This is a genomic window from Novosphingobium sp. P6W (assembly GCF_000876675.2).
Taxonomy (GTDB): domain Bacteria; phylum Pseudomonadota; class Alphaproteobacteria; order Sphingomonadales; family Sphingomonadaceae; genus Novosphingobium.
Genome location: NZ_CP030352.1, coordinates 741,567 through 764,727, shown reverse-complemented (window position 1 = coordinate 764,727; position 23,161 = coordinate 741,567). Strand labels below are relative to the sequence as shown.

23 protein-coding genes are annotated in these 23,161 nt (G+C 67.2%); 10 read left to right on the top strand and 13 right to left on the bottom strand.

Features of this window, described 5'->3' with window-relative positions; all coding sequences use genetic code 11:
* Window position 1: 1 nt before the first annotated feature.
* The 4 genes from yidC to rpmH all read right to left on the bottom strand — a co-directional run bounded on the left by yidC (window position 2) and on the right by rpmH (window position 2,867).
* Window positions 2-1,783, bottom strand: coding sequence for a membrane protein insertase YidC (yidC, locus tag TQ38_RS03805; RefSeq protein WP_043972234.1), 1,782 nt, complete (start codon window positions 1,781-1,783; stop codon window positions 2-4).
* Between the two features lie 75 nt (window positions 1,784-1,858).
* Window positions 1,859-2,104: a membrane protein insertion efficiency factor YidD gene (gene yidD, locus TQ38_RS03800; RefSeq protein ID WP_082057563.1), complete on the bottom strand. Its 246-nt coding sequence runs from the start codon at window positions 2,102-2,104 to the stop codon at window positions 1,859-1,861.
* Window positions 2,105-2,120: 16 nt separating this feature from the next.
* Window positions 2,121-2,507: a ribonuclease P protein component gene (gene rnpA / locus TQ38_RS03795; protein WP_043973338.1), complete on the bottom strand. Its 387-nt coding sequence runs from the start codon at window positions 2,505-2,507 to the stop codon at window positions 2,121-2,123.
* Window positions 2,508-2,732: 225 nt separating this feature from the next.
* A complete protein-coding gene (gene rpmH / locus TQ38_RS03790) occupies window positions 2,733-2,867 on the bottom strand; it encodes a 50S ribosomal protein L34 (RefSeq protein WP_043972236.1) in 135 nt (44 codons plus the stop codon).
* Window positions 2,868-3,142: 275 nt separating this feature from the next.
* On the opposite strand from rpmH, the gene TQ38_RS03785 reads away from it, so the two are divergent.
* On the top strand, window positions 3,143-3,400 hold the full coding sequence (locus tag TQ38_RS03785; RefSeq protein WP_043972238.1) for a hypothetical protein: 258 nt from the start codon (window positions 3,143-3,145) through the stop codon (window positions 3,398-3,400).
* 35 nt (window positions 3,401-3,435) lie between these two features.
* On the opposite strand, the gene TQ38_RS03780 is transcribed toward TQ38_RS03785, so the two are convergent.
* Entirely contained in the window at window positions 3,436-4,143 is a 708-nt protein-coding gene (locus TQ38_RS03780) for an alpha/beta hydrolase (RefSeq protein ID WP_043972239.1), read from the bottom strand.
* Between the two features lie 151 nt (window positions 4,144-4,294).
* Between TQ38_RS03780 and TQ38_RS03775 the strand changes: the two genes are divergently transcribed.
* Window positions 4,295-5,803 (top strand): YifB family Mg chelatase-like AAA ATPase, encoded by a 1,509-nt coding sequence (locus tag TQ38_RS03775; protein ID WP_043972241.1) that lies wholly within the window; start codon window positions 4,295-4,297, stop codon window positions 5,801-5,803.
* 29 nt (window positions 5,804-5,832) lie between these two features.
* On the opposite strand, the gene TQ38_RS03770 is transcribed toward TQ38_RS03775, so the two are convergent.
* Both TQ38_RS03770 and TQ38_RS03765 read right to left on the bottom strand, forming a co-directional pair.
* The gene (locus TQ38_RS03770) at window positions 5,833-6,615 is read right to left on the bottom strand and encodes a triacylglycerol lipase (protein ID WP_043972245.1); all 783 of its coding nucleotides are present in this window, start codon (window positions 6,613-6,615) and stop codon (window positions 5,833-5,835) included.
* A gap of 23 nt (window positions 6,616-6,638) precedes the next feature.
* Window positions 6,639-7,196: a DUF3617 domain-containing protein gene (locus TQ38_RS03765; RefSeq protein ID WP_043972246.1), complete on the bottom strand. Its 558-nt coding sequence runs from the start codon at window positions 7,194-7,196 to the stop codon at window positions 6,639-6,641.
* A gap of 133 nt (window positions 7,197-7,329) precedes the next feature.
* Between TQ38_RS03765 and uvrB the strand changes: the two genes are divergently transcribed.
* A complete protein-coding gene (gene uvrB / locus TQ38_RS03760) occupies window positions 7,330-9,516 on the top strand; it encodes an excinuclease ABC subunit UvrB (protein WP_043972247.1) in 2,187 nt (728 codons plus the stop codon).
* 431 nt (window positions 9,517-9,947) lie between these two features.
* Window positions 9,948-11,012, top strand: a complete 1,065-nt coding sequence (locus TQ38_RS03755; protein ID WP_082057564.1) for a helix-turn-helix transcriptional regulator — start codon at window positions 9,948-9,950, stop codon at window positions 11,010-11,012.
* 10 nt (window positions 11,013-11,022) lie between these two features.
* Here TQ38_RS03755 and TQ38_RS03750 read toward each other — a convergent pair whose 3' ends face one another.
* From TQ38_RS03750 to tsaD, 5 genes are all read right to left on the bottom strand, one after another.
* A complete protein-coding gene (locus TQ38_RS03750; RefSeq protein WP_052505593.1) occupies window positions 11,023-11,634 on the bottom strand; it encodes a hypothetical protein in 612 nt (203 codons plus the stop codon).
* A gap of 152 nt (window positions 11,635-11,786) precedes the next feature.
* Window positions 11,787-12,509: an OmpA family protein gene (locus tag TQ38_RS03745; RefSeq protein WP_043972252.1), complete on the bottom strand. Its 723-nt coding sequence runs from the start codon at window positions 12,507-12,509 to the stop codon at window positions 11,787-11,789.
* Between the two features lie 53 nt (window positions 12,510-12,562).
* Entirely contained in the window at window positions 12,563-14,083 is a 1,521-nt protein-coding gene (locus TQ38_RS03740) for a lipopolysaccharide biosynthesis protein (RefSeq protein ID WP_205316069.1), read from the bottom strand.
* Window positions 14,080-15,081 carry an NAD(P)H-dependent glycerol-3-phosphate dehydrogenase gene (locus tag TQ38_RS03735; protein ID WP_043972254.1) on the bottom strand — a complete coding sequence of 334 codons (1,002 nt, stop codon included), beginning with the start codon at window positions 15,079-15,081 and terminating at the stop codon, window positions 14,080-14,082. Before TQ38_RS03735 ends, TQ38_RS03740 begins: the two co-directional genes overlap by 4 nt.
* The gene (gene tsaD, locus TQ38_RS03730; RefSeq protein WP_043972257.1) at window positions 15,078-16,112 is read right to left on the bottom strand and encodes a tRNA (adenosine(37)-N6)-threonylcarbamoyltransferase complex transferase subunit TsaD; all 1,035 of its coding nucleotides are present in this window, start codon (window positions 16,110-16,112) and stop codon (window positions 15,078-15,080) included. Before tsaD ends, TQ38_RS03735 begins: the two co-directional genes overlap by 4 nt.
* A 44-nt stretch (window positions 16,113-16,156) precedes the next feature.
* Between tsaD and hemC the strand changes: the two genes are divergently transcribed.
* Genes hemC through TQ38_RS03715 form a run of 3 tightly spaced genes read left to right on the top strand, consistent with a single transcriptional unit; the run spans window position 16,157 to window position 18,766 of the window.
* Complete coding sequence (gene hemC / locus TQ38_RS03725) at window positions 16,157-17,122, top strand: hydroxymethylbilane synthase (protein WP_082057565.1); 966 nt, start codon at window positions 16,157-16,159, stop codon at window positions 17,120-17,122.
* A gap of 23 nt (window positions 17,123-17,145) precedes the next feature.
* Window positions 17,146-17,856: a uroporphyrinogen-III synthase gene (locus TQ38_RS03720; protein ID WP_043973345.1), complete on the top strand. Its 711-nt coding sequence runs from the start codon at window positions 17,146-17,148 to the stop codon at window positions 17,854-17,856.
* Window positions 17,857-17,863: 7 nt separating this feature from the next.
* Complete coding sequence (locus TQ38_RS03715; protein WP_043972263.1) at window positions 17,864-18,766, top strand: hypothetical protein; 903 nt, start codon at window positions 17,864-17,866, stop codon at window positions 18,764-18,766.
* A 30-nt stretch (window positions 18,767-18,796) separates the two neighbouring features.
* On the opposite strand, the gene TQ38_RS03710 is transcribed toward TQ38_RS03715, so the two are convergent.
* Window positions 18,797-19,366 carry a YqgE/AlgH family protein gene (locus TQ38_RS03710; RefSeq protein ID WP_043972266.1) on the bottom strand — a complete coding sequence of 190 codons (570 nt, stop codon included), beginning with the start codon at window positions 19,364-19,366 and terminating at the stop codon, window positions 18,797-18,799.
* A gap of 99 nt (window positions 19,367-19,465) precedes the next feature.
* Here TQ38_RS03710 and TQ38_RS03705 point away from each other — a divergent pair, with 99 nt between their 5' ends.
* The 3 genes from TQ38_RS03705 (at window position 19,466) to TQ38_RS03695 (ending at window position 23,153) form a co-directional block, all read left to right on the top strand.
* On the top strand, window positions 19,466-20,161 hold the full coding sequence (locus tag TQ38_RS03705) for a fumarylacetoacetate hydrolase family protein (protein WP_043972267.1): 696 nt from the start codon (window positions 19,466-19,468) through the stop codon (window positions 20,159-20,161).
* Window positions 20,162-20,521: 360 nt separating this feature from the next.
* On the top strand, window positions 20,522-22,555 hold the full coding sequence (locus TQ38_RS03700) for a TonB-dependent receptor (protein WP_043972269.1): 2,034 nt from the start codon (window positions 20,522-20,524) through the stop codon (window positions 22,553-22,555).
* A 64-nt stretch (window positions 22,556-22,619) separates the two neighbouring features.
* Window positions 22,620-23,153 carry a (2Fe-2S)-binding protein gene (locus tag TQ38_RS03695; protein ID WP_043972270.1) on the top strand — a complete coding sequence of 178 codons (534 nt, stop codon included), beginning with the start codon at window positions 22,620-22,622 and terminating at the stop codon, window positions 23,151-23,153.
* Window positions 23,154-23,161: the final 8 nt, after the last annotated feature.

The window sequence follows — 23,161 nt, the reverse complement described above, 5'->3', positions numbered from 1 at the left end:
CTCACGCCTTGGCATCCCGCTCATTCGCGCGGGCCTTGTCGGCTGCGTCTTTTTCCTGCTGCGCCTTCAGCTGCGGATGGCGGCTGTACAGGTACTTCTGCTGCGCGATGGTGAGCAAGTTGGACGTGATCCAGTAGACCAGCAGGCCCGAGGCGAACGGCGCCATCACGAACATCATGAACCAGGGCATGATCATGAAGACCTGCTGCTGCGCCTGGTCCATCTGGGCCGGGTTCAGCTTGAACTGCAGGAACATGGTGAAGCCCAGCAGCAGCGCCAGCACGCCGATCGCAAGGAACGCGGGCGGGTTGAAGGGCAGCAGGCCGAACAGGTTGAGGATGTGCAGCGGATCGGGCGCGGACAGATCCTTGATCCACGCCACGAAGGGCTGGTGGCGCATTTCGATCGCCAGCATCAGCGTCTTGTAGAGCGCGAAGAACACCGGAATCTGCAGGAACATCGGCAGACACCCGGCCATCGGGTTGACCCCCTCCTTCTTGTAGAGGGCCATGATCTCCTGCTGCTGCTTCTGCTTGTCGTCCTTGTAGCGTTCCTGCAGCGCCTTCATCTTCGGCTGGATCGCCCGCATCGCGGCCATCGAGGCGAAGCCGCGCTGGGCGACCGGGAACATGATGCCGCGCACGATGGCGGTCAGCAGGATGATTGCGACACCGAAGTTGCCGACCAGCTTGAACAGCGAGGTGAGCAGCCAGAAGATCGGCTTTTCGAACCAGCGGAACCAGCCCCAGTCGATCGAAAGACCGAAGTTGGCGATGCCCTGCTTTTCGTAGGCATCAAGGACGTTGTGCTCCTTGGCGCCGGCGAACAGCTTGGTGGTCACCGAAACGCGCTGGCGCGGCTGGAGAACCTGCTGGTCGTAGACGAGGTCGGCGCGGAAGATGTCATTGCCGAGCGCGCGGAAGGTGCCTTGCGCCTTGGCGTTCACGGGGATCAGCGTCGACATCCAGTAGATGTCGGTGAAGCCGATCCAGTCCGTGCGGCCGGCGCCGGCAACGGTCTTGGCTTCGACCACGTCCTTGTAGTTGTTCGAGAAGGTGACCGAACCGTCGAAGGCGCCGATCGGGCCGGAATGGACGTTCCAGGTGTCGAGGCTGGCGGTGCGGTCGGTACGGTTGACCAGGGCGAAGGGCTTGACCGTAACCGGCGCGCCCCCGCCGTTCTCGACCGTCTGCACGGCCGTGATCATGTAATCCTTGTCGATCGAATAGGTGATCGCGAAGCGCTGGCCGGTGGGGTTGGTCCAGGTCAGCGTCAGCGGCGTCGACGGGGTCAGCTTTGCGCCTGCGGGCGCGGTCCATACGGTCTGCGCGCCGGGAGCGGCAACGCCGCCCTCACCAACCCAGCCCACTTGCGCGAACTGCTGCGCCGGAGTGCCGGCGGGAGAAAAGATGCGCACCGGGCCGGAGTTCTTCTCCACCGTCTCGCGGTGGCGGTTGAGAACCAGGTCGTCGACGATCGCGCCGGTCAGGTTGATCGAGCCGGACAGGCCGGGCGCAGCAACCGGAACGCGGCCACCGCCAGCCAGCGCGGTCTTGAGATCCTGCTGTTCCAGCGCCACGTCGGCGGCATCGCGCAGGCCGCCTTCGCGGGTCGGCTTGCCCGGTGTTGCCTGCGTGCTGGGGGCCTGATCCGGGCCGCCGGCGGCGACGTTCTGGACCGGCGTCTTGGCCTGCGGGTAGAAGTAACCGACCCCGGCTTCCCATCCGAACAGGACGAGCGCGGTCAGCAGGACCGCGAGGATGATGTTGCGCTGCTTTTCCACGAAGGCTTGTTTCCTGCTCGTATTGCCGGTCGGCGGCGGCGCGAATGGCCGCCCGCTTCTTGTCAGTCGTTCTGTTCAGTCAGGGACGGGATCATGACCGTGCCCGCCCCACGGTTGGCAGCGCAATAGACGCCAGAGCGCCAGCCATCCACCCTTAATCGCACCATGCTTTCGCACTGCCTCAATCGCATATTGCGAGCACGACGGCGAATAGCGGCAGGTCGGCGGCATTATCGCCGAAGGGCCAAGCTGCCACGCCCGCGCAATCCCGATCAGCAAAAGACCGGGAAGCGACGCGAGGAAGCGGAACGTCCTCTTCATTTCAGGAACGCCCGCGTCATTTCCGGGGCGGCGGGCGGCGCCGTCCGCCGGGCCGGGGCGAATCGCCCTTGCCATCGCGGACCCGGCCGAATGCGACCAGCAGTTCACTGCGCAGGGCCGCGAAATCGCGCTCGATGCCGCCCTCGCGGCCGATCAGGACATGGTCGGTGTCCGGCAGGCCGTATTCGTGCAGCAGTTCGCGCAGCAGCGCCCGAAAGCGCCGCTTCATGCGGTTGCGCACGACGGCATTGCCGATCTTCTTGGTCACCGTGATCCCGGCGCGCTGGCCCAGCCCATCGTTGCGATTGGCCAGGAGCACAAAGCCGGGACGCGCGACTCGCAGGCCGCGATTGGCGGCGAGAAAGTCGGACCGGCGGGTCAGGATCGTGTAGGCATCGGCCATGGGTGAGTAACTGGTGATCGTCCCGCAATAATGGAAGAACGCCACTCTCCATTCGTCGCCGAACGGACCATGGAGCCATCGCTCGTTTTCGAACGAATCGTGAAAACCGCTGCCATTGGCGATTCGCACCAAAGCAAAACGGCGCCAGACCATGCCCTCGCCAAGCGGCGAAAGCGTGGTCTGGCGCCGTCAGGCAGGAGCCAGGCCCCTGCCGCTACCGGCGAATCAGGCCGAAAGCTTGGCGCGGCCGCGTGCGCGACGTGCGCGGATAACCTTGCGGCCACCAACGGTCGACATGCGCAGACGGAAGCCGTGACGGCGGGCGCGAACAAGGTTGCTGGGCTGGAAAGTGCGCTTCATGTCAGTCCTCGAAATACCAACTTGGCCCTGAAGGACCTGAACAAAAAGGGCCGCCCGGACCGGACGACCGCTAAACTCTGATCGGGCCGATACTGAAGGGCCGCATCAGAGTCAAGGCCGAGTACATCCGCAGACGCCGCTCCGAACCGTAAGTCCCCTTAAACGACCGATGCCGATTTACCAGTATGGCGCACCGCCCCGGGATGGCGGATCATGCCCCGCGCAATTGTCCGGCCCGGCGAGCATGGCATGGCCTGGGGAGGGAGGAAACAGCGATGCGGAACAAGACTGTGACGCCTGGCAACCGGCTGGGCGTGCTTGTGGGATGGACCTCGCAGGACCTAGGCCGCCGCATGGTGCTGGCGATCCAGACGCATGAGCGCAGCACATGGGAGGATGGCGAAAGGCCGCTCCAGACCACGGTGATGATGACCAAGAGCCAGGCTGCGGTACTGGCCAATCACCTGCTCAAGGTTTCCGGGCAGACACCCCCACCGCGCCGTCGCGGGTGGTTTGCCTCATTGTTCGAGTAAAGGCGCTTTTCGAATAAAAGCGCCGTTGCCGAACCTCAGGTCCCGGCGGCCTCCAGCCTGACCCACAAGCCCATCTCGCTCGCACCGAACCAGCGGGCGGAGGAGAAGGGAACCGAATTGGTCATGGCGTAGAAGGCCTCGGCTTCGACCGGGCTCATGCCCATCTGCCGGTAATAGTCGATGTAGCGGCGATTTTCCGGCGCGCTGGCCGCATAGTCGTCAGGTTCCAGGCCGGTATCGTCCATCCAGGAATGGACGGCAAACTCGGCGCCTGCATCGGCATAACGATGCGCGCCGGCAAGAAACAGCTCGACCCCGCCCGAACGTACCGAGCCGCCCGCAGGCACGTGCGTGGCGATACCGCGTTCGCGAATCATCCGGCCCAGACGCAAGTTGGCAAGGTCGTCCTCGGTGCCGGGGCAGTCGACCATCTCGATCGACGTGATACGGGGATGATCGCGCAGCATTGCCGCGAACTGGGCGGGACTGCGCGCATCGGTGACGTCGACCAGCGCGGCGCGGTCATCGCCCAGCACGCGGAAGGGCCCATAAGCAGGGCCCTCGGGGATCGCGACGGATGGTGCCTGCGGAGCATCGCGGAACGTCAGGAAGAGGCTGCGCTCGCCGCCGCTGTCGAAGTGGTCGGCAACCACGTCGACTGTCTCGTATTCGATCACCTGCGCCGACACGGGGGCAACGGCGAACAGGCAGACCAGACCAAGACATGCAGTGAACGAGCGCATTACCTGACGGTGCGGCCAATACCCTTACCTGGCGCCTCACGAGCGCGGTTAAAACGTCGTAAGGCATAAATTACGCAGTGGCCGCCAGCCCGCGAATGCTTACTACACTGATCCCTCTTCGTTGTTTTACTTACCAAATAAGGGATACCTCGTGGTCGCACTCGTCTCGACCGTCGCGTACCTCGGGCTGGAGGCGCGCGCCGTCGAGGTGCAGTGCCAGATCGCACCGGGACTGCCCGGCTTCCTGCTGGTCGGCCTGCCCGACAAGGCGGTGCGTGAAAGCACGCAGCGCGTCGGCGCCGCACTCACCGCCATGGGGCTGGCGCTGCCACCCAAGCGGATCATCATCAACCTCTCCCCCGCCGACCTCCCCAAGGAAGGCTCGCACTACGACCTGCCGGTGGCGCTGGCGCTGCTGGCGGCGATGGGCGTTGTCGATGCCGAGCAGATCGCCGATTTCGTGGCGGTGGGCGAACTTGCGCTGGACGGGCGGGTGATCCCCTCCCCCGGCGTATTGCTCGCCGCCCTTCATGCCAGCGAGACCGGCAAGGGCCTGATCTGCCCTGCCGCGCAAGGGTCCGAGGCGCGCTGGGCCAGCGGCGTGCCGGTGATCGCCGCACCGAATCTCATCAGCCTGCTCAACCACCTCAAGGGCACGCAGGTCCTGCCGGTTCCCGCCCCCGGCGTGGTCGAGGCGCCGCCGCGCGGGGCCGACATGCGGCAGGTGAAAGGACAGGAAACCGCCCGCCGCGCGCTGGAGATCGCTGCGGCCGGATCGCATAACCTGCTGATGGTCGGCCCGCCCGGCGCGGGAAAATCGCTGCTGGCGTCATGCCTGCCGGGCATCCTGCCCGAACTGACCCCGGCGGAGGCGCTGGAAGTGTCGATGGTGGCCTCGGTTTCCGGCACACTGGAAGGGGGGCGGATCAGCCGCGCCCGGCCCTACCGCTCGCCGCACCACTCGGCCTCGATCGCGGCGCTGACCGGCGGCGGTATGAAAGTGCGCCCCGGCGAGGTTTCGATGGCGCATCTGGGCGTGCTGTTCCTTGACGAACTGCCCGAATTCCAGCGCCAGGCCCTCGATTCGCTGCGCCAGCCGCTGGAGACGGGAGAAGTTACCGTCGCGCGGGCCAATGCGCACCTCACCTATCCGGCGCGGGTCCAGTTGATCGCGGCGATGAACCCGTGCCGGTGTGGGCATCTTGGCGATGCAGCGCTGGCCTGTTCACGCGCGCCGCGCTGCGCCGCAGATTACCAGAGCAAGGTGTCCGCCCCCCTGCTCGACCGGATCGACCTGCACGTCGAAGTCGATCCGGTGCGCGCGGTGGACCTTGCCCTGCCCCCGCCGAAGGAAGGCAGCACCGAGGTTGCCGCACGCGTAGCCCGAGCACGGCAGGTTCAGACGGCGAGGCTCGAAGGTGTCGCGGCGCGGACCAACGCCGAACTCGACGGCGAGATGCTGGACCTCCACGCCACCCCCGATGAGGCCGGGCACCGCCTGCTGCTCCAGGCCGCCGAAACGATGCGCCTGTCCGCTCGCGGTTACACCCGCATCCTGAGGGTTGCTCGGACCATTGCCGACCTTGGCGGCGCGGAAACGATCGGCCGCATCCATATTGCCGAGGCATTGAGCTACCGGCGGCAGGCACCAAAGGCCTGAAGCTCTTCGCGCTCCTGGGGAAGGGCAGCCTATTCCTTGATATCCAGCTGGCGCAGCACTTCGGCCACCACTTTGGGCGAACTCGAAAAGTCGAGATGGCTGCACCGAATCGCGACGGCGCGGTCCCGCTCATGGGGCCAGCCCGCAGCGGCCCGGGGCTGGATGATGCCGTCGCGCGGGCTCCACAGTGCCACAGTCGGCACCGCCGGTTTCTCCGAGAAATCGCAGTCGATCGGCGGCCGGTCCACCGAATGGCCCGTCACCATCTGATAGGCCTTCCACGCATTGTTCGCGCGCGGATCGCCGGAGAATGGCGTGCCCATGGTGATGACCTTGGCCACCAGCGCCGGCTCGCGCCGCGCGATCTCCCGCGCGAACAGGCCGCCCAGGCTCCAGCCGACAAGGGCGACCGGCGACCAGCTTTCCCGCGCGATCACCGCCACCCGGCGCATCAGGTAAGAGAAATTGCGCTCGCTAGGCCCGAAATTGAAGCCCAGCCCCCAGCCGTAGACATGGTGACCTGACGCCGCCAGCGCATCGGCCATCGGCTGCATGCGCTTCGGGTGCGCGGCAAAGCCCGGCAGCAGCATCACCGGCATCGGCCTTGCCGCCGCCCGCACCACCTGCCCGCGGTGTGCGCCGCGATAAAGCGAACGCAGTTCCGCCAGCATCAGCTGCAAAGGCGGCTTCCTCACGCCCTCCGGGTGCGGCTCACGCGCAAAGGCCGCGCGGCGCGCAATGGCGTCGCGCAGGGACCCTGGGGCCTGCTCCTCCCCCGGTATCTGCCCTTTAACGTCGTTCAGCGGATCCATCGGCCTTCGCGCATCAGTTTCGCCTATTTAGCCTTGCAATCGCCAAGGCGCGTGGTTGTCATGTGCATCGTCATCTTCATCGTGCCCATCGGCGGCGGACCACCGTTGGTATCCATCGCGACCGTCACGTCGGAACCCTTTTCGGTGACGGTGCCTTTCATTTTCATGACTGCCTTGCCGGCTTGCTGCGACTGGCACTCCATCTGGGCATCCAGCGCGCCGCCATCAACGTCGAACTTCGAATAGGTGCACTGGTTGCCCTTGCCGACATCGTTGAACATGTCCTTGAAGCCGCGATCGGCATCCGCCTTGGTCAGGCAGAACGTGCCTTCCTGCGACGCCTTCATGGCGCCCTTCATCTGCTCGGCCGCTTCCTTGGGCATGCCGGGCACTTCCAGGCTCTTGATCTCCATGACCTGGCGATATTCACCGGGCTCGGGCTTCACCAGCTTATCGGCTTCCTTCTTGACCTGCTCGATCGACTTGGGGGCCCCATCCTTCGCATCGTCCTTCGATCCGCAACCCGCCAGCGCCAGCGCAGCCAGACCCGCCGCAGCCATGATCCCGAACTTGCCGTTCATCGCGTCCACTCTCTTATATCTTCCAATGGGGTTAGCACGGCTGGCACCGCCCCGGCCGCAGGTCAACGCCTGATGCCGCCGGCTGTTACGCCACCTGTTGCCGGAACGCTGTGTATACCCCATATGTTCTTCCATGGCAGAGATCATCATCCGTCGCGGCCTCGAAGAACCCGACACTTCGGACAACTTTACCCCTCACAAGCCGCAGCGACCCCAAAAGTCGATGCCGGGCAAACCGTTCCGCATCGTGTCGGATTACGCCCCCGCCGGCGATCAGCCCACCGCCATCGCCGAACTGGTAGGCTCCGCGCAGGAGGGCGAAAAGACGCAGGTGCTGCTGGGCGTCACCGGCTCAGGCAAGACCTTCACCATGGCCAAGGTGATCGAGGAACTGCAGCGCCCGGCTCTGGTTCTGGCGCCGAACAAGATCCTCGCCGCCCAGCTCTACGCCGAATTTCGCGATTTCTTTCCCGACAACGCGGTGGAATATTTCGTATCCTACTACGATTATTACCAGCCCGAGGCCTACGTCCCCCGGTCGGACACTTACATCGAGAAGGAAAGCTCGGTGAACGAGGCGATCGACCGGATGCGCCACTCGGCCACCCGCGCCTTGTTGGAGCGGGACGACGTCATCATCGTCGCCTCCGTGTCATGCCTTTACGGCATCGGCTCGGTCGAGACGTACTCGGCGATGATCTTCGACCTCGAAGTGGGCAAGCCGCAGGACCAGACCGAAATCATCCGCAAGCTGGTCGCCCTCCAGTACAAGCGCAACGACGTCGCTTTCGCGCGCGGCAACTTTCGCGTTCGCGGCGACAATCTCGAACTGTTCCCCTCGCACCTCGAAGACGTAGCCTGGCGCATCAGCTTCTTCGGCGACGATATCGAGGAAATCGCCGAGTTCGACCCGCTTACCGGAAAGAAGGGCGCGGTCCTCGAAAAGATCCGCGTCTACGCCAATTCGCACTACGTCACCCCCGGCCCGACGATGCGGCAGGCCGCCGAGGCCATCCGTTTCGAGTTGACCGAGCGGCTCAAGGAACTGGAGGCTGAAGGCAAACTGCTCGAAGCCCAGCGGCTGGAACAGCGCACCAACTTCGACCTCGAAATGATCGCCGCCACCGGTGCCTGCAACGGTATCGAGAACTACAGCCGCTTCCTGACGGGCCGTATCCCCGGCGAGCCTCCGCCGACCCTGTTCGAATACCTGCCGGACAACGCCTTGCTGTTCGTCGACGAAAGCCACCAGACGGTGCCGCAGATCGGCGCGATGTCGAAAGGCGATCACCGCCGCAAGATCACGCTGGCCGAATACGGTTTCCGCCTGCCCAGTTGCATCGACAACCGCCCGCTGCGCTTCAACGAATGGGACGCGATGCGCCCGCAGACGTTCGCCGTCTCGGCCACGCCCGGCCACTGGGAAATGGATCAGACCGGCGGCGTCTTTGCCGAACAGGTCATCCGCCCGACCGGGCTGATCGACCCGCCCGTGGAAATCCGCCCGGTCGAGGACCAGGTGCAGGACTGCATCGTCCAGTGCAAGGAAGTCGCCGCCAAGGGCTATCGCACCCTCGTCACCACCCTGACCAAGCGCATGGCCGAGGATCTGACCGAGTTCATGCACGAGCAGGGCGTGCGCGTGCGCTACATGCACTCCGACGTCGAGACGCTGGAGCGCATCGAGTTGATCCGCGACCTGCGCATGGGCGTCTACGACGTGCTGATCGGCATCAACCTGCTGCGCGAGGGCCTGGACATCCCCGAATGCGGGCTGGTGTGCATCCTCGACGCCGACAAGGAAGGCTTCCTGCGCAGCGAAACCTCGCTGATCCAGACGATCGGCCGCGCCGCGCGCAACGTCGACGGGCGGGTGATCCTCTATGCTGACCGCATGACCGGATCGATGGAACGCGCCATCGCCGAGACCGACCGCCGCCGTGCGCGGCAGGAGGCGTTCAACCTCGAAAACGGCATCACCCCGCAGTCGATCAAGCGCCGCATCGCCGACATCGTCGCCGATACCGCCAGCCGCGACGGTGTGGTGGTCGACCTTGAGGACGATACCCGCAACAACCTCGTCGGCCACAACCTGCGCGCTTATATCGAAGACCTCGAAAAGCGGATGCGCAATGCGGCGGCAGACCTGGAATTCGAGGAAGCCGGCCGCCTGCGCGACGAGATCAGGCGGCTTGAGGCGAGCGAACTGGGCTTGCCGGAAGCAGAGCACAAGGCACCCAGGGTCGGCCGCAGCAACGAAGGCAAGCCCGGCACGCGCAAGACCCGCTACGGGAAACAACAGAAGAAGTGGGGGAAGTAGCATCGGAAACGGTGTGAGCGCTGCCTTCTGCCCCTTCGCCGGGAGAGGAACTTTCGACACACTGTCCGAAAATGGGAATCCCACTTTCGCAGCACGGGCAGCGGCTCCGGGTTAGCCAGGGCTGGATGACGGTGCGCAAGCACCCGATATAAGCCTCAGCGGCTACCGCTTTCATCCGGTTTCTGTCGAAAAATACCCGGGATCCTGCGGTGCAGGTCCCGGGCAGGTATCAGGATAGGCTTAATGGCCGATCCTTCGGGTCGCATATGATCCATGCGGCAAACTGACCCGTATTACATACCACGATCGTGGTAACGCCCTGCAATCGCCCTCACTTTCCATGGGCTTGCTTAAAGTTAACGGGCGGGTCAAAATAAGTCCTCGGTCGCAAGTCGGGGGGCAGGACCATTCGAATCGATGAACTGGGGGCGATGTTTTCACGGGCCCCCTTCGAACAGGCGGGGTGGGACACCGCGCTCAAGGGGTTGGCGAACGCGACGGGCGCTTCGCGCGCACAGCTTCTTGCCATTGGCGAGTGCCATACCCTGTTCAACTGGATGACCAACGCCGACGATGGCTATGTCGAGGACTTTCTGGCGATCGAGGGGCATCGCGCTGACGTGAACTACCGCGTCGCCGCATCCAGCGCACCCTATGAGGTGGTCTGGGAAAAGCATTACGACCTGGTCCGCGCCGCCGCCAGCAACGAAGCCTATATCGAACACGTCCGCCGCTGGGACGGAGAACACGGCGCCCAGATGGTACTCGCGAACGACCCCGGCGCATTCTTCGGACTGGCAACCATCAATACAAAAAGCGACGGACGCACCACGGAAAAGCACCGCCAGGTACTTAGCGATATCGGCCCGCAGGTCATGGCGGCGATCCGGCTGCAACGGGCGATCGAGCACCAGGGTGCGGACCTGCTACTTGGATCACTGGACGCGCTGCGCACGGCAGCCGTGCTGATCGACGGGATGGGCCGGGTCTGCTCGGTCACCAATGCTGCCGACGAACTGTTCGCGCCGGACACCCTGCAAGTGCGCGCCGGCATGCTTCGCGCGGCGCGGCCGGACATTGATCGCGGGTTGCAGATGCGCATCGGCCTGGCCCTTGCCAGCCGGCAGGCGATGCCTTCGGAAATGTGGCTGCAATCGTCGCACGGGCCGCTGCTGGTGGAAATCTGCGCCCTGCCCCGGCAGGAGTGGAACTTCGGCTTCGCGCCCAGCGCCATCGTCACTCTCAAGGCGCCGCGCGGCTTTGCAGGCGACCAGGGGCCCCGCCTCTCCTCCGCACTGGAACTAACCCGCGCCGAGGGCGAGATCGTGGCGCTCCTGGCACAGGGCCATTCGCGTCAGGAAATTGCCCGGATGCGCGGGGTCAGCGCCCAGACTGTCTCAAGCCAGTTACGCACGATCTTCCAGAAGGCCGGCGTCAACCGCGAGGCGGAACTCGTCTCGATCGCCCGCGCAGTGATCGAAATGGCAGGTCGGTAACGACCCCGGTTCAGACCTTGCCGAACTTCGCCTCGTAAGCGCCGGTATCACCGCTCGACAGCAGCTTTGCCTGCTCAACCCAGCTGTCGCGGCGCGGGCGGCCGGCGAAAGCGCCCAGCTTCGTATCAAGCTCGTCAAGGTCGGCATCCGTCCAGGCAGCGACCTGGGCAAAGCTGGTGACGCCCAGCGCATGCAGCACTGTCAGCATCTTGGGGCCAAGTCCCTTGATCTTGCGCAGATCATCCGCCGCTACTTCGCCATCAGCGGTTTCCGCGATCGGCGGCGCCGGGGGAGCGGGCGTTGGGTCCGGCTCGGCGGCCGTCGTCTGGGGCGGCTCGCGGTTACTACGCGCGTCGTCGGCTTCTTCCTGAGCGGCAACGGCGATCACTTCGCCGATACCCGCCATCACCCCCGCCATGGGAGGTGGGTCGAGATGGAACCGGGCGGCAGCCGGCGCATCGATCAGCGCCTGGTTGCGCTGTGCAGGCGCGGCGCCTTCGTCAAGTACGTCGGGGCGCCGCTCGCGCCGCGCCGGCTTCGAACCGTGAACGAAGACCCAATACGCAACGGCGATGCCGACCAGCAGCGCGGCGATGAAGATCAGCCAGTTCGCTTCGATCATTTGCAACACGACGATTTACCCCTTCCGATTCCACATTAGCCAGCCGATGCCAAAGCCAATCCCGTAGGTCAGCAGCACCGAAACGGCCATCTCAAGCCATAGCGGCAATGCACGGTCCTTTCCTAGTCTCTCCGGCGCTCATTCGGGCGCCCTCATTCCGGTCCCGGCGTGTCGATCGGGGTCGGCTTGACCGGCGCGCTGAACAGCACCGAGAATTCGATACGGCGGTTGGCAGGATCGCGCGGGTCGAGGCCATCGACCGGCCTGGCCGCTCCCACCCCCGACGCGCGCAGACCGTCACCCGGAATACCGCGCGATATCAATGCCGAACGCACCGCCTCCGCCCGTGCCTGCGATAGCGCGACATTGACTTTGGCGTTGCCGCCCGCGTCGGTGTGGCCGGTAACCGCGATGATACTGCCCACACAAGGGTGCAGCGCGCGGGCGACTTCGCCGAGCAGCTTGTCGCTGCTGGGGTCGAGCCGCGTACTGGCCTCGCCGAAACGGATGGTGCGGGTTTCAAGGATACGCTCGACATCGTCCTGACAATGCAGCGAGGATGCACGCGCATCGCCCTCGTTCGCCCAGCTCACCCCGCCGATGCCCGATACGGCGGCAACGGCGGCGGCGACACGGGTGCGCGTCGCCGCGTCCAGTCCCTTGCCGCCCGAAAGGATCGGGTGGCGTGTCAGCCAGCCGTAGCGATCGCGGAAGGCCAGCGTCACGCCCTTGCCCCCGGCGACATCACGCGCGGCGAACGCCTTCTGCCGAAGATCGCCGATGAAAATGCCGCCGCGTGCGCGCGTCGTCGCAAAGGACAGGACGACGCAAAGGGCCGCTCCGGCGACGATAAGGGAAGCGCGGCGTGGGTTCATGGGCGCCAGCCTAGAGCGTCGCAGCCCCCCTGTCAGCCCGCGCGATCAAGGTTTTACGCGGGCTTGGTCTTCTGGAACAGCTTGCGGTCTTCCGGGCCGAACGCCTTTTTCCAGATGACCAGGAAATACGAGCCCAGGATCGCCGGGATACCCAGCGCCAGCGCCGCCCATTCGGGCAGGAAGCGGTGGGTCAGATAGCCGATCACCACGGCGGGAGCAGCGGCCCAGACCAGCGCCCAGCGCCAGTTGTTGATCGGCTCGCCCAGGATCCGCGAAAGCATCACCGACTTGACGATCGAGGCGATCCCCAGCGCCACCATCAGGGCGATGGCGGCGGCGGCGGCCTGGAACAGCGAGTTGTAGCCCAGTCGCTGCATCAGCAGGATACCGCCCAGCGTCAACGCCGCCTGCAGGACGATCGTCGCGAGCGAGACCCACAAGTTGCGCACCCGCGCCACGTAGACCAGCGCCGCCTCGCTGACGACAGCGGTAGCGGCGACCACTTCGGCGGCGAGCAGGAAGGCGAGCGCCCCGGTGCCGCCGACGAATTCACGCCCGACGAGGCCCATGACCCCGGCTCCGGGGATGCCCAGGGCCAGCGCGATGCCGGCCTGCGAGGCGGTGATCCAGAAGCCCACCTGGCACACCTGCCGGGCGATCGCGGCATAGTCGCGCTCCTTCAGGTTGCGGGTGATGACCGGGCCGAGCACCGGCTCGAAGCTGGTTTTCAGCTTCTGCGGCAGGCTGGCGACCTGCTGCGCGGCGTAATAGATGCCCACCGCAGCCGGCGGAGCGAGGAAGCCCAACAGGAAGATGTCGACGCGGCGGGTGCCCCATTCGATGGCGTCCGCCAGCGCGATGGGGAGCGAATAGAGCGCCAGCTTGCGCATCCCGCGCAGTTTCGGTCGCCAGCCGCGCGGTACGCCGTATTCGCGGAAGAACGGGATGAACGCGGTCAGCGCGGCGGCATAGATTGAGGCGATGTAGGCGATCGAAAGTCCGCTTTCCGGCGCGATCCAGATCATCGCGCCGGCCATGATCGAGATCGTCCACGGCTCGACGATGGCGCGGGACCAGACGGTGGGCGTCACCCGCAGGCGGTATGCCAGCGCCGCCAGCCAGATCTCGGTCATCGTCATCGCCGGCAGGGCGATCACCATCAGCCGGTCGATCCAGGTGTAGTGCCCGCCGGGGAACAGCAGCCCGGGCACGAACCAGAAGAACGCAGCGGCCGAAACGCTGGCGATCACCGCGATGATCGAGCCATCGGCGATGACGTTGGCCGGGTGCTGCCCCTCGTTCTGCGACAGGCGCTGCGCCAGGCCGCGCTTTTCGCCCATCGTGCAGAGCATCGAGGTGAGTTCGATCAGGACCAGCGCGGAAGCGAAACGGCCCAGTGCGGCCGGACCATAGGCGGCGGCGCGCCCCGCGATGAACAGGAAGGGGATGCGCGCGGCCAGTCGCAGGAAAAAGCCGAACAGGTTCGTGCGGCCGCCCTTGGCGAGCGCGGCGATATCCTGTTGCTGGCGTTCCTCGCGGGTGGCCTCTTCCCGGGGAATCGGCGTTTCGCTCAAACGGCCGGCTCCTGTTCGGCGCGCAGCGGGCGGGCGAGCAGGTCGCTGACGACCGCGCTGGCCGGGGCATCGCCGCTGAGCAGGCGCGCCACGGCATCGACGATGGGCATCTGGATGCCGTCACGCCGGGCCAGGTCCGCCAGCACCGGCGCGGTGGCCGCGCCCTCGGCAACACTGTTCTTGCCGGACAATGCCTCGGCGGAGGTCAAGCCCTGCCCCAGCGCGAGGCCGAGCGAGAAATTGCGGCTTGAGGTGGACGAGCAGGTGAGGACAAGATCGCCCAGCCCGCACAGGCCCGAAAGCGTCTCCGCCCGCGCCCCCCGCGCAAGGCCGAAGCGCAACATCTCGGCATAACCGCGCGCGATCAGCGCTGCGCGGGCGTTCTGGCCGAGGTTAAGCCCCTCGACCACGCCGCAGGCGATGGCGAGAACGTTCTTCACCGCCCCGCCAATCTCGGCGCCGGTGACGTCGTCGGAATAATAAGGCCGCAGCATGGGCCGGGCGATCAGCGGGGACAATCGCTCCCACTGCTCCCGCCCGCCCGCACAGGCGAGCGTGACGGCGGTGGGCAGGCCGTCTGCGACTTCATGCGCGAACGTGGGCCCGGAAAGGACGGCGAGGCGTTCAGGCGCGCAGGCCTGCGCGGCGACATCGTTCATGAGGCGTCCGGTGCCCGCTTCGATACCCTTGGCGCATAGGACCAGATCCCGGTCACCTTCCGGCAGTCCGGCGATGACGGAAGCCAGGAACTGCGCGGGCACGACCACCAGCAGCGCGGGCAGCGCGGCAAGGTCGGCAAGGTCGTTGGTGGCGCGCACCGTGGGCGCCAGAACGGCGCTCGGCAGGTAGAGCGCGTTGCGGTGCTCGGCGTTGATCGCGGCGACGAGGTCCGGTTCGCGCGCCCAGAGCAGGACTTCGCTGCCATCACTGGCCAGCGCCTGCGCCAGTGCGGTGCCCCATGCGCCTGCGCCGATGACGCCAATTCGTGCTGCACTCATGCCTTCACTCCCGCACCGCGAACGGTTTCGGCCTCAGGGTCCAGCGGCCAGCGTGGGCGCGCCGCGACGTCGAGCGGGTCGGACTGCCCGCGCGCAAATCGCTCCAGCCCGGCCCACGCGATCATCGCCGCATTGTCGGTACACAGCGTCAATGGCGGCGCGATGAACGGCAGGCCGTGCTGCGCGGCAAGGCCTTCCAGCGCGGCGCGGATCGCCTTGTTGGCAGCAACCCCGCCCGCGACGACCAGCGCGTTGACCGGGCCGACTTTCGCCAGCGCCCGCTTCGAACGATCGATCAGGCAATCGATCGCGGCCTGCTGGAACGAGGCAGCGATATCCGCATCGTCATGCTCGCCCGACTGCTTCGCCCGCAGCACCGCGCTTTTCAGCCCGGCAAACGAGAAGTGCGGTTCCTGCGACCCCTTGAGCGGCCGGGGCAGCGGCACTTTCTTCGCATCGCCCTGAAGCGCCAGCCGTTCCAGCGCCGGGCCGCCGGGATAGCCCAGCCCCAGCACTTTGGCGGACTTGTCGAAAGCCTCGCCCAGCGCATCGTCGATGGTGGTGGCGAGGCGGCGGAACTTGCCCACGTCCTCAACCAAAAGGATCTGGCAGTGCCCGCCCGAGACGAGCAGGAGCAGGTAGGGATATTCCAGGCTCGCCTCGGCAAGGCGCGGCGACAGCGCGTGGCCTTCCAGGTGGTTCACCGCGATCAGCGGCTTGCCCGCCGCCATCGCCAGCGCCTTCGCAGTGACGAGGCCCACCATCACGCCCCCGATCAGACCCGGTCCAGCAGTGGCGGCGATGGCGTCGACGTCGTCCAGAGACATCCCGGCGTCGGCCAGGGTCGCGGCGATCAGCGGCGCAAGGCGCTCTACATGGGCGCGCGCGGCGATCTCCGGCACGACGCCGCCGAACGGGCGGTGAACCTCGTCCTGCGAGGCGATATGCTGGGCAAGGATGACCCGGTCACTGGTAACCAGTGCCGCAGCGGTCTCGTCGCAGGAAGATTCGATGCCGAGAACTATGCTCATCCGAGCTTCCCCTGAACGACATTGCCGGGTAGCACAAGCGGCCGATGACCCACGATAAACACCAAGATTCCATCCCTGAGAGGCGTTTTCGCCTCGGTACACGTCGATCGCCCCTTGCCATGGCGCAGGCGCACGAAGCGCAGGCACTGCTTGCCCGTGCGCACGGTATCGACCCTGCGCATATAGAGATCGTAGCCGTCACCGCCAGCGGCGATCGCATTCAGGACCGCGCTCTGGCCGAGATCGGCGGCAAGGCCCTGTGGACAAAGGAGCTGGACGCCTGGCTGGCGGCGGGTGAAATCGACTTCTCCGTTCACTCCGCCAAGGATGTCGAGACGATCCGTCCCGACGCCTTCACCATCGGCGCCATCCTGCCGCGCGAAGACGTGCGCGATGTGCTGGTGGGCGCCGCCTCCATCGCCGCGCTGCCGCCGGGCGCCGTGGTCGGCACCAGCGCGCCGCGCCGCGCCGCGCAGCTGCTCCATGCCCGGCCCGACTGCCGCGTCATCACCTTCCGGGGCAATGTCGCCACCCGCCTCGCCAAGCTGGCGGCGGGAGAGGCGGACGCCACCTTCCTTGCCGCCGCCGGGCTGAACCGGCTGGGCGAAACTGGAACCGGACACCCCCTCGACGCCGAGGACTGGCTGCCCGCTCCGGCGCAGGCCGCGATCATGATCGAATGCCGCGTCAATGACGAAACCACCCGCGCCTTCCTCGGCGCCGTGGATCACGCCCCAAGCCGCATGCAGGTCCTGGCCGAGCGGGCGCTGCTGGCAGGGCTTGGCGGCAATTGCCACAGCCCGATCGCGGTGCTGACCCGTCACGAAGGCGCAAACCTCGTCATGCGCGCCGCGCTCTACAGCCCCGACGGCGCCGAGCACGTCACCGGCGAGGCCCGCTTCCCCGCAGAGGATGCGCAAGGCCCGCTTGACCTCGCGGCGGACCTGCTCGCCCGCGCGGTGCCCGCCATCGCCGTACACTTCGCGGGCGCGCCGGCCCCGGAAGAATGAGCCGCGCGCAGGCCCGGCAACAGATGCCTCTGCCAGTCCTGATCCTGCGCCCCGAACCCGGCGCCTCGGCCACACTCGCAGCGGCGCTGGCGAACGGCCTGACCGCCCACGCCTTCCCCCTGTTCGAAATCCGCGCGCTGCCGTGGGAGCCGGTCCCCCGCGCCGAAGTGGACGCCGTGCTTCTGGGCAGCGCCAACGCCCTGCGTCATGGCGGCGCGGCGCTGGCGGCATATCGCGGTTTGCCCACATACGCCGTGGGAGAGACGACCGCGCAGGCCGCGCGCGATTTCGGGCTGGACGTGATCGCCACCGGCAAGGGCGGTCTGCAGCCCATGCTGGACGCGCTCCATCCCGCTCGCCGCCGCCTGCTGCGTCTCGCCGGGCGCGAGCGGATCGAACTCGTAATCCCTGAAGGCGCCGCCGTCACCACCCGCGAAGTCTATGCGAGCGAACCGCTGCCCATGGCGCCCGGCTTGGCCGCGCTGCTGGCCCTGCCGGCCCTTGCCCTGCTCCATTCGGGAGAGGCCGCCGCGCACCTCGCCCGGCTTTGCGACGAAGCGGGGATCGCACGGGCACAGATCCGCCTCGCCGCCATCGGCCCGCGCGTCGCGGCCCGCGCCGCGGCGGGCTGGGCGGACATCCAGTGCGCCAAAAGCCCCGACGATGCCGCGCTGCTGGCCTTGGCCGCAAGGATGTGCCAAGAAGCCGGCTCGGAACACAAGTTGCCATATTAAGGGCTTGATGCAGGACATTTCCGCACCCCTCGTTTCTTCTTCGGGGCCCCCGCTTCGCCGCCGATCGGCCGGACTTACCCTGTTCGCCGTGCTGATCGCTTTCCTGCTCGGCGCCGCGCTGACCGCGTGGCTTTCGACGCGCGGATATCTTGCGATGCTGGGTCCGCAGGCTGCTCCGACGACTGCCGCAGATACCGCGCCCGCCGCCCCGCCGCCTTCCGACGACGCGCGCCTCGCCGCGATCGGCACAGTCGAAGGCCGCCTGGCGATGTTGGAGGACCGCCTCTCGCGCGTCGATTTCCAGACCCACGCCGCCGCCGGCAATGCCGGGCGCGCCGAGGGGCTGCTGATTGCCTTCGCGGCGCGGCGGATGATCGATCGCGGTGAGCCGCTGGGCCACGTCTCGGACCAGCTTCGCCTTCGCTTCATGAACGCCCAGCCGCGCGCGGTGCAGACGGTGATCGACTTCGCCGCCAACCCCGTCACCATCGACGGCCTTGCCGCCCGCCTCGAAGCGCTCTCGCCCGAGCTTACGGTGACGCAGACCGACGAAAGCCTATGGGACCGCGCCCGCCGCGAGGTGACCTCGCTGTTCGTGGTGCGCCGCGATTCGGGAGTGTTGGCTTCCCCGGCCGCGCGGATCGACCGCGCCCGCGTCATGCTCACCGCACGGCGCATCGACAACGCCATCGGTGAAGTGGAGCGCCTTCCCGGCGCCGACGCCGCCGACACCTGGATCGCCGACGCGCGCCGCTTCGAAGCGGTGCAGAAGGCGCTCGACCTTCTCGAGACGACTGCGATGCTGGAGCCTGCCCGGCTTCACGACGGCGAAGGCCAGGCGGTCGACCAGCCCAGCCCGCTGGCGCCCACCGCGCCGATGGGCGACCCTACGGAAGCTGTTGCAGAATAAGAGGCCCTCAGGGGCCCCGCAGGAGCGACCTCAAGCCCGACCGGTCTCGTTCGAAAGCAGCGCAGGGTCGATCCCCTCCGCCCGCCATGTCGCCATCCAGCGGCCTTCGGGCGGGGTCTGGAACAGGACTTCACTGTGGCCGTCGGCGGCGTACCAGCCGTGGTGGCGCATTTCGCCTTCGAGCTGCCCGGCGCCCCAGCCGGCATAGCCCAGCGCCATGATCCACTGCGACGGCCCCTGCCCTTCGGCGATCGCGCGCAGCACATCCATCGAGGCGGAAAGCGCGCACAGTCCCTCCACCGCGATGGTATCGGCCCCGCCCCAGTCGGCGGAATGGAGGATGAACCCGCGCCCCGGCTCCACCGGCCCGCCGTTCATGACCTCGCGGTTGGGCGATACGCCGGGGTCGATGTCCAGTTCCTCCAGCACATCGTGGAAGCGCACGCCCTGACGGACATGGCCGATACCGATGCCCAAAGCGCCGTTCTCGTCGTGGACGCACATCACATTGACCGAGCGTTCGAATCGCGGATCGAACATGCCGGGCATGGCAAGCAGGATGCGCCCCGATAGGTACTGTTCCACTGTCACGCCCCGCATTCTAGGCCACGCGCATGGCATCGCAAGTCCAACGAGAGAGACCGCTTTGACGATGCGGCAGACCGGCCTTATGTCCTGCGCCAAAGGAGACTTGCCCGCGTGTCCCTGCTGTTCGAACTGCCCGCCGTCCCGACCGTCCCCGTCCTCGGCAGCGAGGCCAGCTATCCCGTGCGCCGGATCTTCTGCGTGGGGCGCAACTACGCCGCTCACGCGTTGGAACTGGGCAATGCGGTCGACCGCGAAGCGCCGATCTGGTTCAACAAGGCCCCCGCCGCGCTATGCCTTTCCGGCGAGACGATCGCCTATCCGCCCGGCACCGCGAACTGCCATTACGAGATGGAACTGGTGATCGCCATCGGCGCGCCTGCCTTCCGCGTCCCTGCCGAAGATGCGATGGCGGCGGTTTACGGCTACGCCTGCGGCCTCGACATGACCCGGCGCGACCTGCAGAACGCCGCGAAAGCCAAGGGCTATCCCTGGGACACCGGCAAGGACTTCGAAAACGGCGCGGTTATCGCGGCGATCACCCCCGCCGACCAGTTCGGCGCGGTGGCTGGCCAGCGCATCACCCTCGCTCAGAACGATGCCATCAAGCAGGACGGCACCCTGTCCGACATGATCTGGTCGATCCCCGAGCTGATCGCCGACCTTTCGCGCCTCTACCACCTGGAACCCGGCGACCTGATCTACACCGGCACCCCGGCAGGCGTGGGCGCGGTTTCCCCCGGCGACGTGCTGGAGGGTACCATCGACGGCCTCGCGCCCGTAGAACTGGTGATCGGCGCGGCGGAGTAACGCCAAAATCAGGCCATCCACGCCGCTCAGCCTGAGCTTGTCGGAAGCCCCGAGGCGCGGCGCGGGGCTCCCCATGCTTCGACAAGCTCAGCATGAGCGGTGTGGGTGGGCAAGGGTAGCTCACCGCCAGCGCCCGCCGCGCCTTGCCAGCGGCAGGGCTGGTGATCGGCGCGGCGCAGTAACGCCAAAATCAGGCCTCCCACACCGCTCAGCCTGAGCTTGTCGAAGGCCCCGAGGCGCGGCGCGGGGCTCCCTATGCTTTGACAAGCTCAGCATGAGCGGTGTGGGTGGGCAAGGGCAGCTCACCACCAGCACCCGCCGCGCCTTGCCAGCGGCAGGGCTTGCCCTAAGACGGGCGCCATGATTTCGAACCGGCGCCTGGCAGCCATGCCCCTCCTCACCCTCGTCTCCCTCCTCGCCGCCGCGCCGGTCCGCGCCGAGGACGATGCGGGCGAGCCAAAGGCGCCCATCGTCGTGACCGGCCACGGCCTGCGCGAAGGTCCGGCGACCCCGGCCTACGACGTGCAGACCATCGCCCGCGACAAGCTCGCCTCCAGCGCCTCTGGCCGGATCGAGGACGTGCTCACCTCGGTCGCGGGGTTCCAGCAGTTCCGCCGCGCCGACAGCCGCGCCTCGAACCCGTCGAACCAGGGCGTCACCCTGCGCGCGCTGGGCGGCAATGCCTCCAGCCGGGCGCAAGTGCTGCTTGACGGCGTGCCGGTGGCCAATCCGTTCTTCGGCTATATTCCGCTCAGCGCCCTTGCCCCCGACCGGCTCGGCTCGGTGCGGGTGACGCGCGGCGGCGGCATGGGCGCGTTCGGCACCGGCGCGGTTTCGGGCACGATCGAGATGGAAAGCGCCGGCCCCGACCAGATCGGCCCGGTCCAGGGCTCCGCACTGGTGGACGACCGGGGCGAGACGCAAGGCGCGCTCACCATCGCGCCGCGCCTTGGCGAAGGCTTCGTCGTCGCCTCGGTGCAATGGGACCGGGGTCAGGGATTCTGGACCACGCCCAAGGACCAGCGCGTCGCCGCCTCCGCCCGCGCCGCCTACGAAAGCCTGTCCGGCTCGCTGCGCGCGGTCGCACCGCTGAGCGACACGGTCGAAGTGCAGGCATCGGGCCTGGTCTACGACGACCAGCGCACGCTGCGCTTCAAGGGCGCCGATTCGACCTCGTCGGGCCAGCAGGGATCGCTGCGTTTCGTGGGCCGGGGAGACTGGCAGTTCGACGTGCTGGGCTTTGTCCAGGCGCAGGATTTCTCCAACATCGTCATCAGTTCGACCAGCTATAAAAAGACGCTCGACCAGAAGAAGACGCCGACGCTGGCGGTGGGCGGCAAGGCCGAACTGCGCCCGCCCGTGGGGGAGGCCCATGTCCTGCGGCTGGGCGCCGACATCAAGCTGTCGAGCGGGCATCTGGTAGAGCTGCCCTATAGCGCCGTCACCGGCCTTGCGACCGCGTTCCGCCGCGCGGGCGGCAAACAGTCCGACCTCGGCCTCTATATCGAGGACGACTGGACGCTGGGCCAGTTCATCGTCACCGCCGGCGCGCGGGCCGATCGCTGGACCATCCGCGACGGTTTCTACCGCGAACTCAGCGCCAGCGGCGCGGTCAACCGCGACACCCGCTTTGCCGACCGCGACGGCTGGAGCGGCAATGCGCGCGGCGGGATCGTGTGGAACCTCGCGCCCGCCCTCTCCCTGCGCGCCGCCGCCTATTCGGGCCTGCGCCTGCCGACCCTCAACGAGCTGTACCGGCCCTTCGTGGTGTTCCCGGTGACCACGCAGGCCAATGCGGACCTCAAGCCGGAACGCCTGCGCGGCTACGAGGCGGGCGTGGACTTTCATCCGTCCGAAGCCCTGTCTGTCTCGGTGACGGCCTTCGACAACCGCCTGAAGGATGCCGTCGCCAACGTCACCCTAAGCCCGACGATTCGCGAGCGCCAGAACGTCGACGCCATCCGCGCGCGCGGGGTAGAGGCCAGCGCGGACCTCAAGCTGGGCCGCGTCGACCTTTCCGGCTCGCTCTCGTGGACCGACGCGAAAGTCGAGGCGAGCGGAACGCAGGTCGCGCTGGACGGCCTGCGCCCGGCGCAAGTGCCCAGGCTGGCCGCAAGCGCCACCGCGGCATGGGCGCCGCGCGATGGCTGGCGCCTTGCCGCCACCGTGCGCCGCACCGGCGCCCAGTTCGAGGACGACCTCGAAACCGACGTGCTGCCCGCCGCGACCACGCTGGACCTGTTCGCGCAGGTGCCCGTCACCCGGTTCGTCTCGCTGGTGCTGCGGGCTGAAAACCTGACCGACGAAACGATCGTCACCCGCAACCAGGGCGGCTCGATCGACCTTGGCGCACCGCGCACGCTGTGGGCGGGGATCAAGGTGGGCTTGCGCTGAAGCCCCGGCTGGGGCACCCGCCGAACATGCGCCCCGCCCTGTTCTCGATACAAGACAGCCTGCCATGACCCGGCTTACCGTGAACGACCGTCCGGTCGAATTCGCGATGGACCCGCGCACGCCGCTGCTGTGGGCACTGCGTGACGGGGCCAACCTCACCGGCACCAAATACGGCTGCGGCGTGGGCGATTGCGGCGCCTGCACCGTCATGGTCGACGGCGCCGCCCTGCGCGCCTGTCTCATCACCCTGGCCGAGTGCGAAGGCCGTTTCGTGGTCACCATCGAGGGGCTTTCGCAGGGTCGTTCGCACCCGGTGCAGCAGGCGATGGTGGCCGAGCAGGCGATCCAGTGCGGGTTCTGCACGCCCGGCATCGTCATGAGCGCCGCTGCCCTGCTGGCCCGCAACGCCAGCCCCAGCGACGCCGAGATCAAGGCCGCGATTCCCAACCTGTGCCGCTGCGGCGTCTATCCCCGGCTGCTGAGCGCGGTGCAGCGCGCCGCCGCCGTCACTCGCCGCGAGGACACGATCAGCGCCGCGCCCGCCCCCGGCATCGCGCCCGAGGATGCGGCCCGCGCGGTTCCCGCCCTGAAACGCTAAGGAGTACC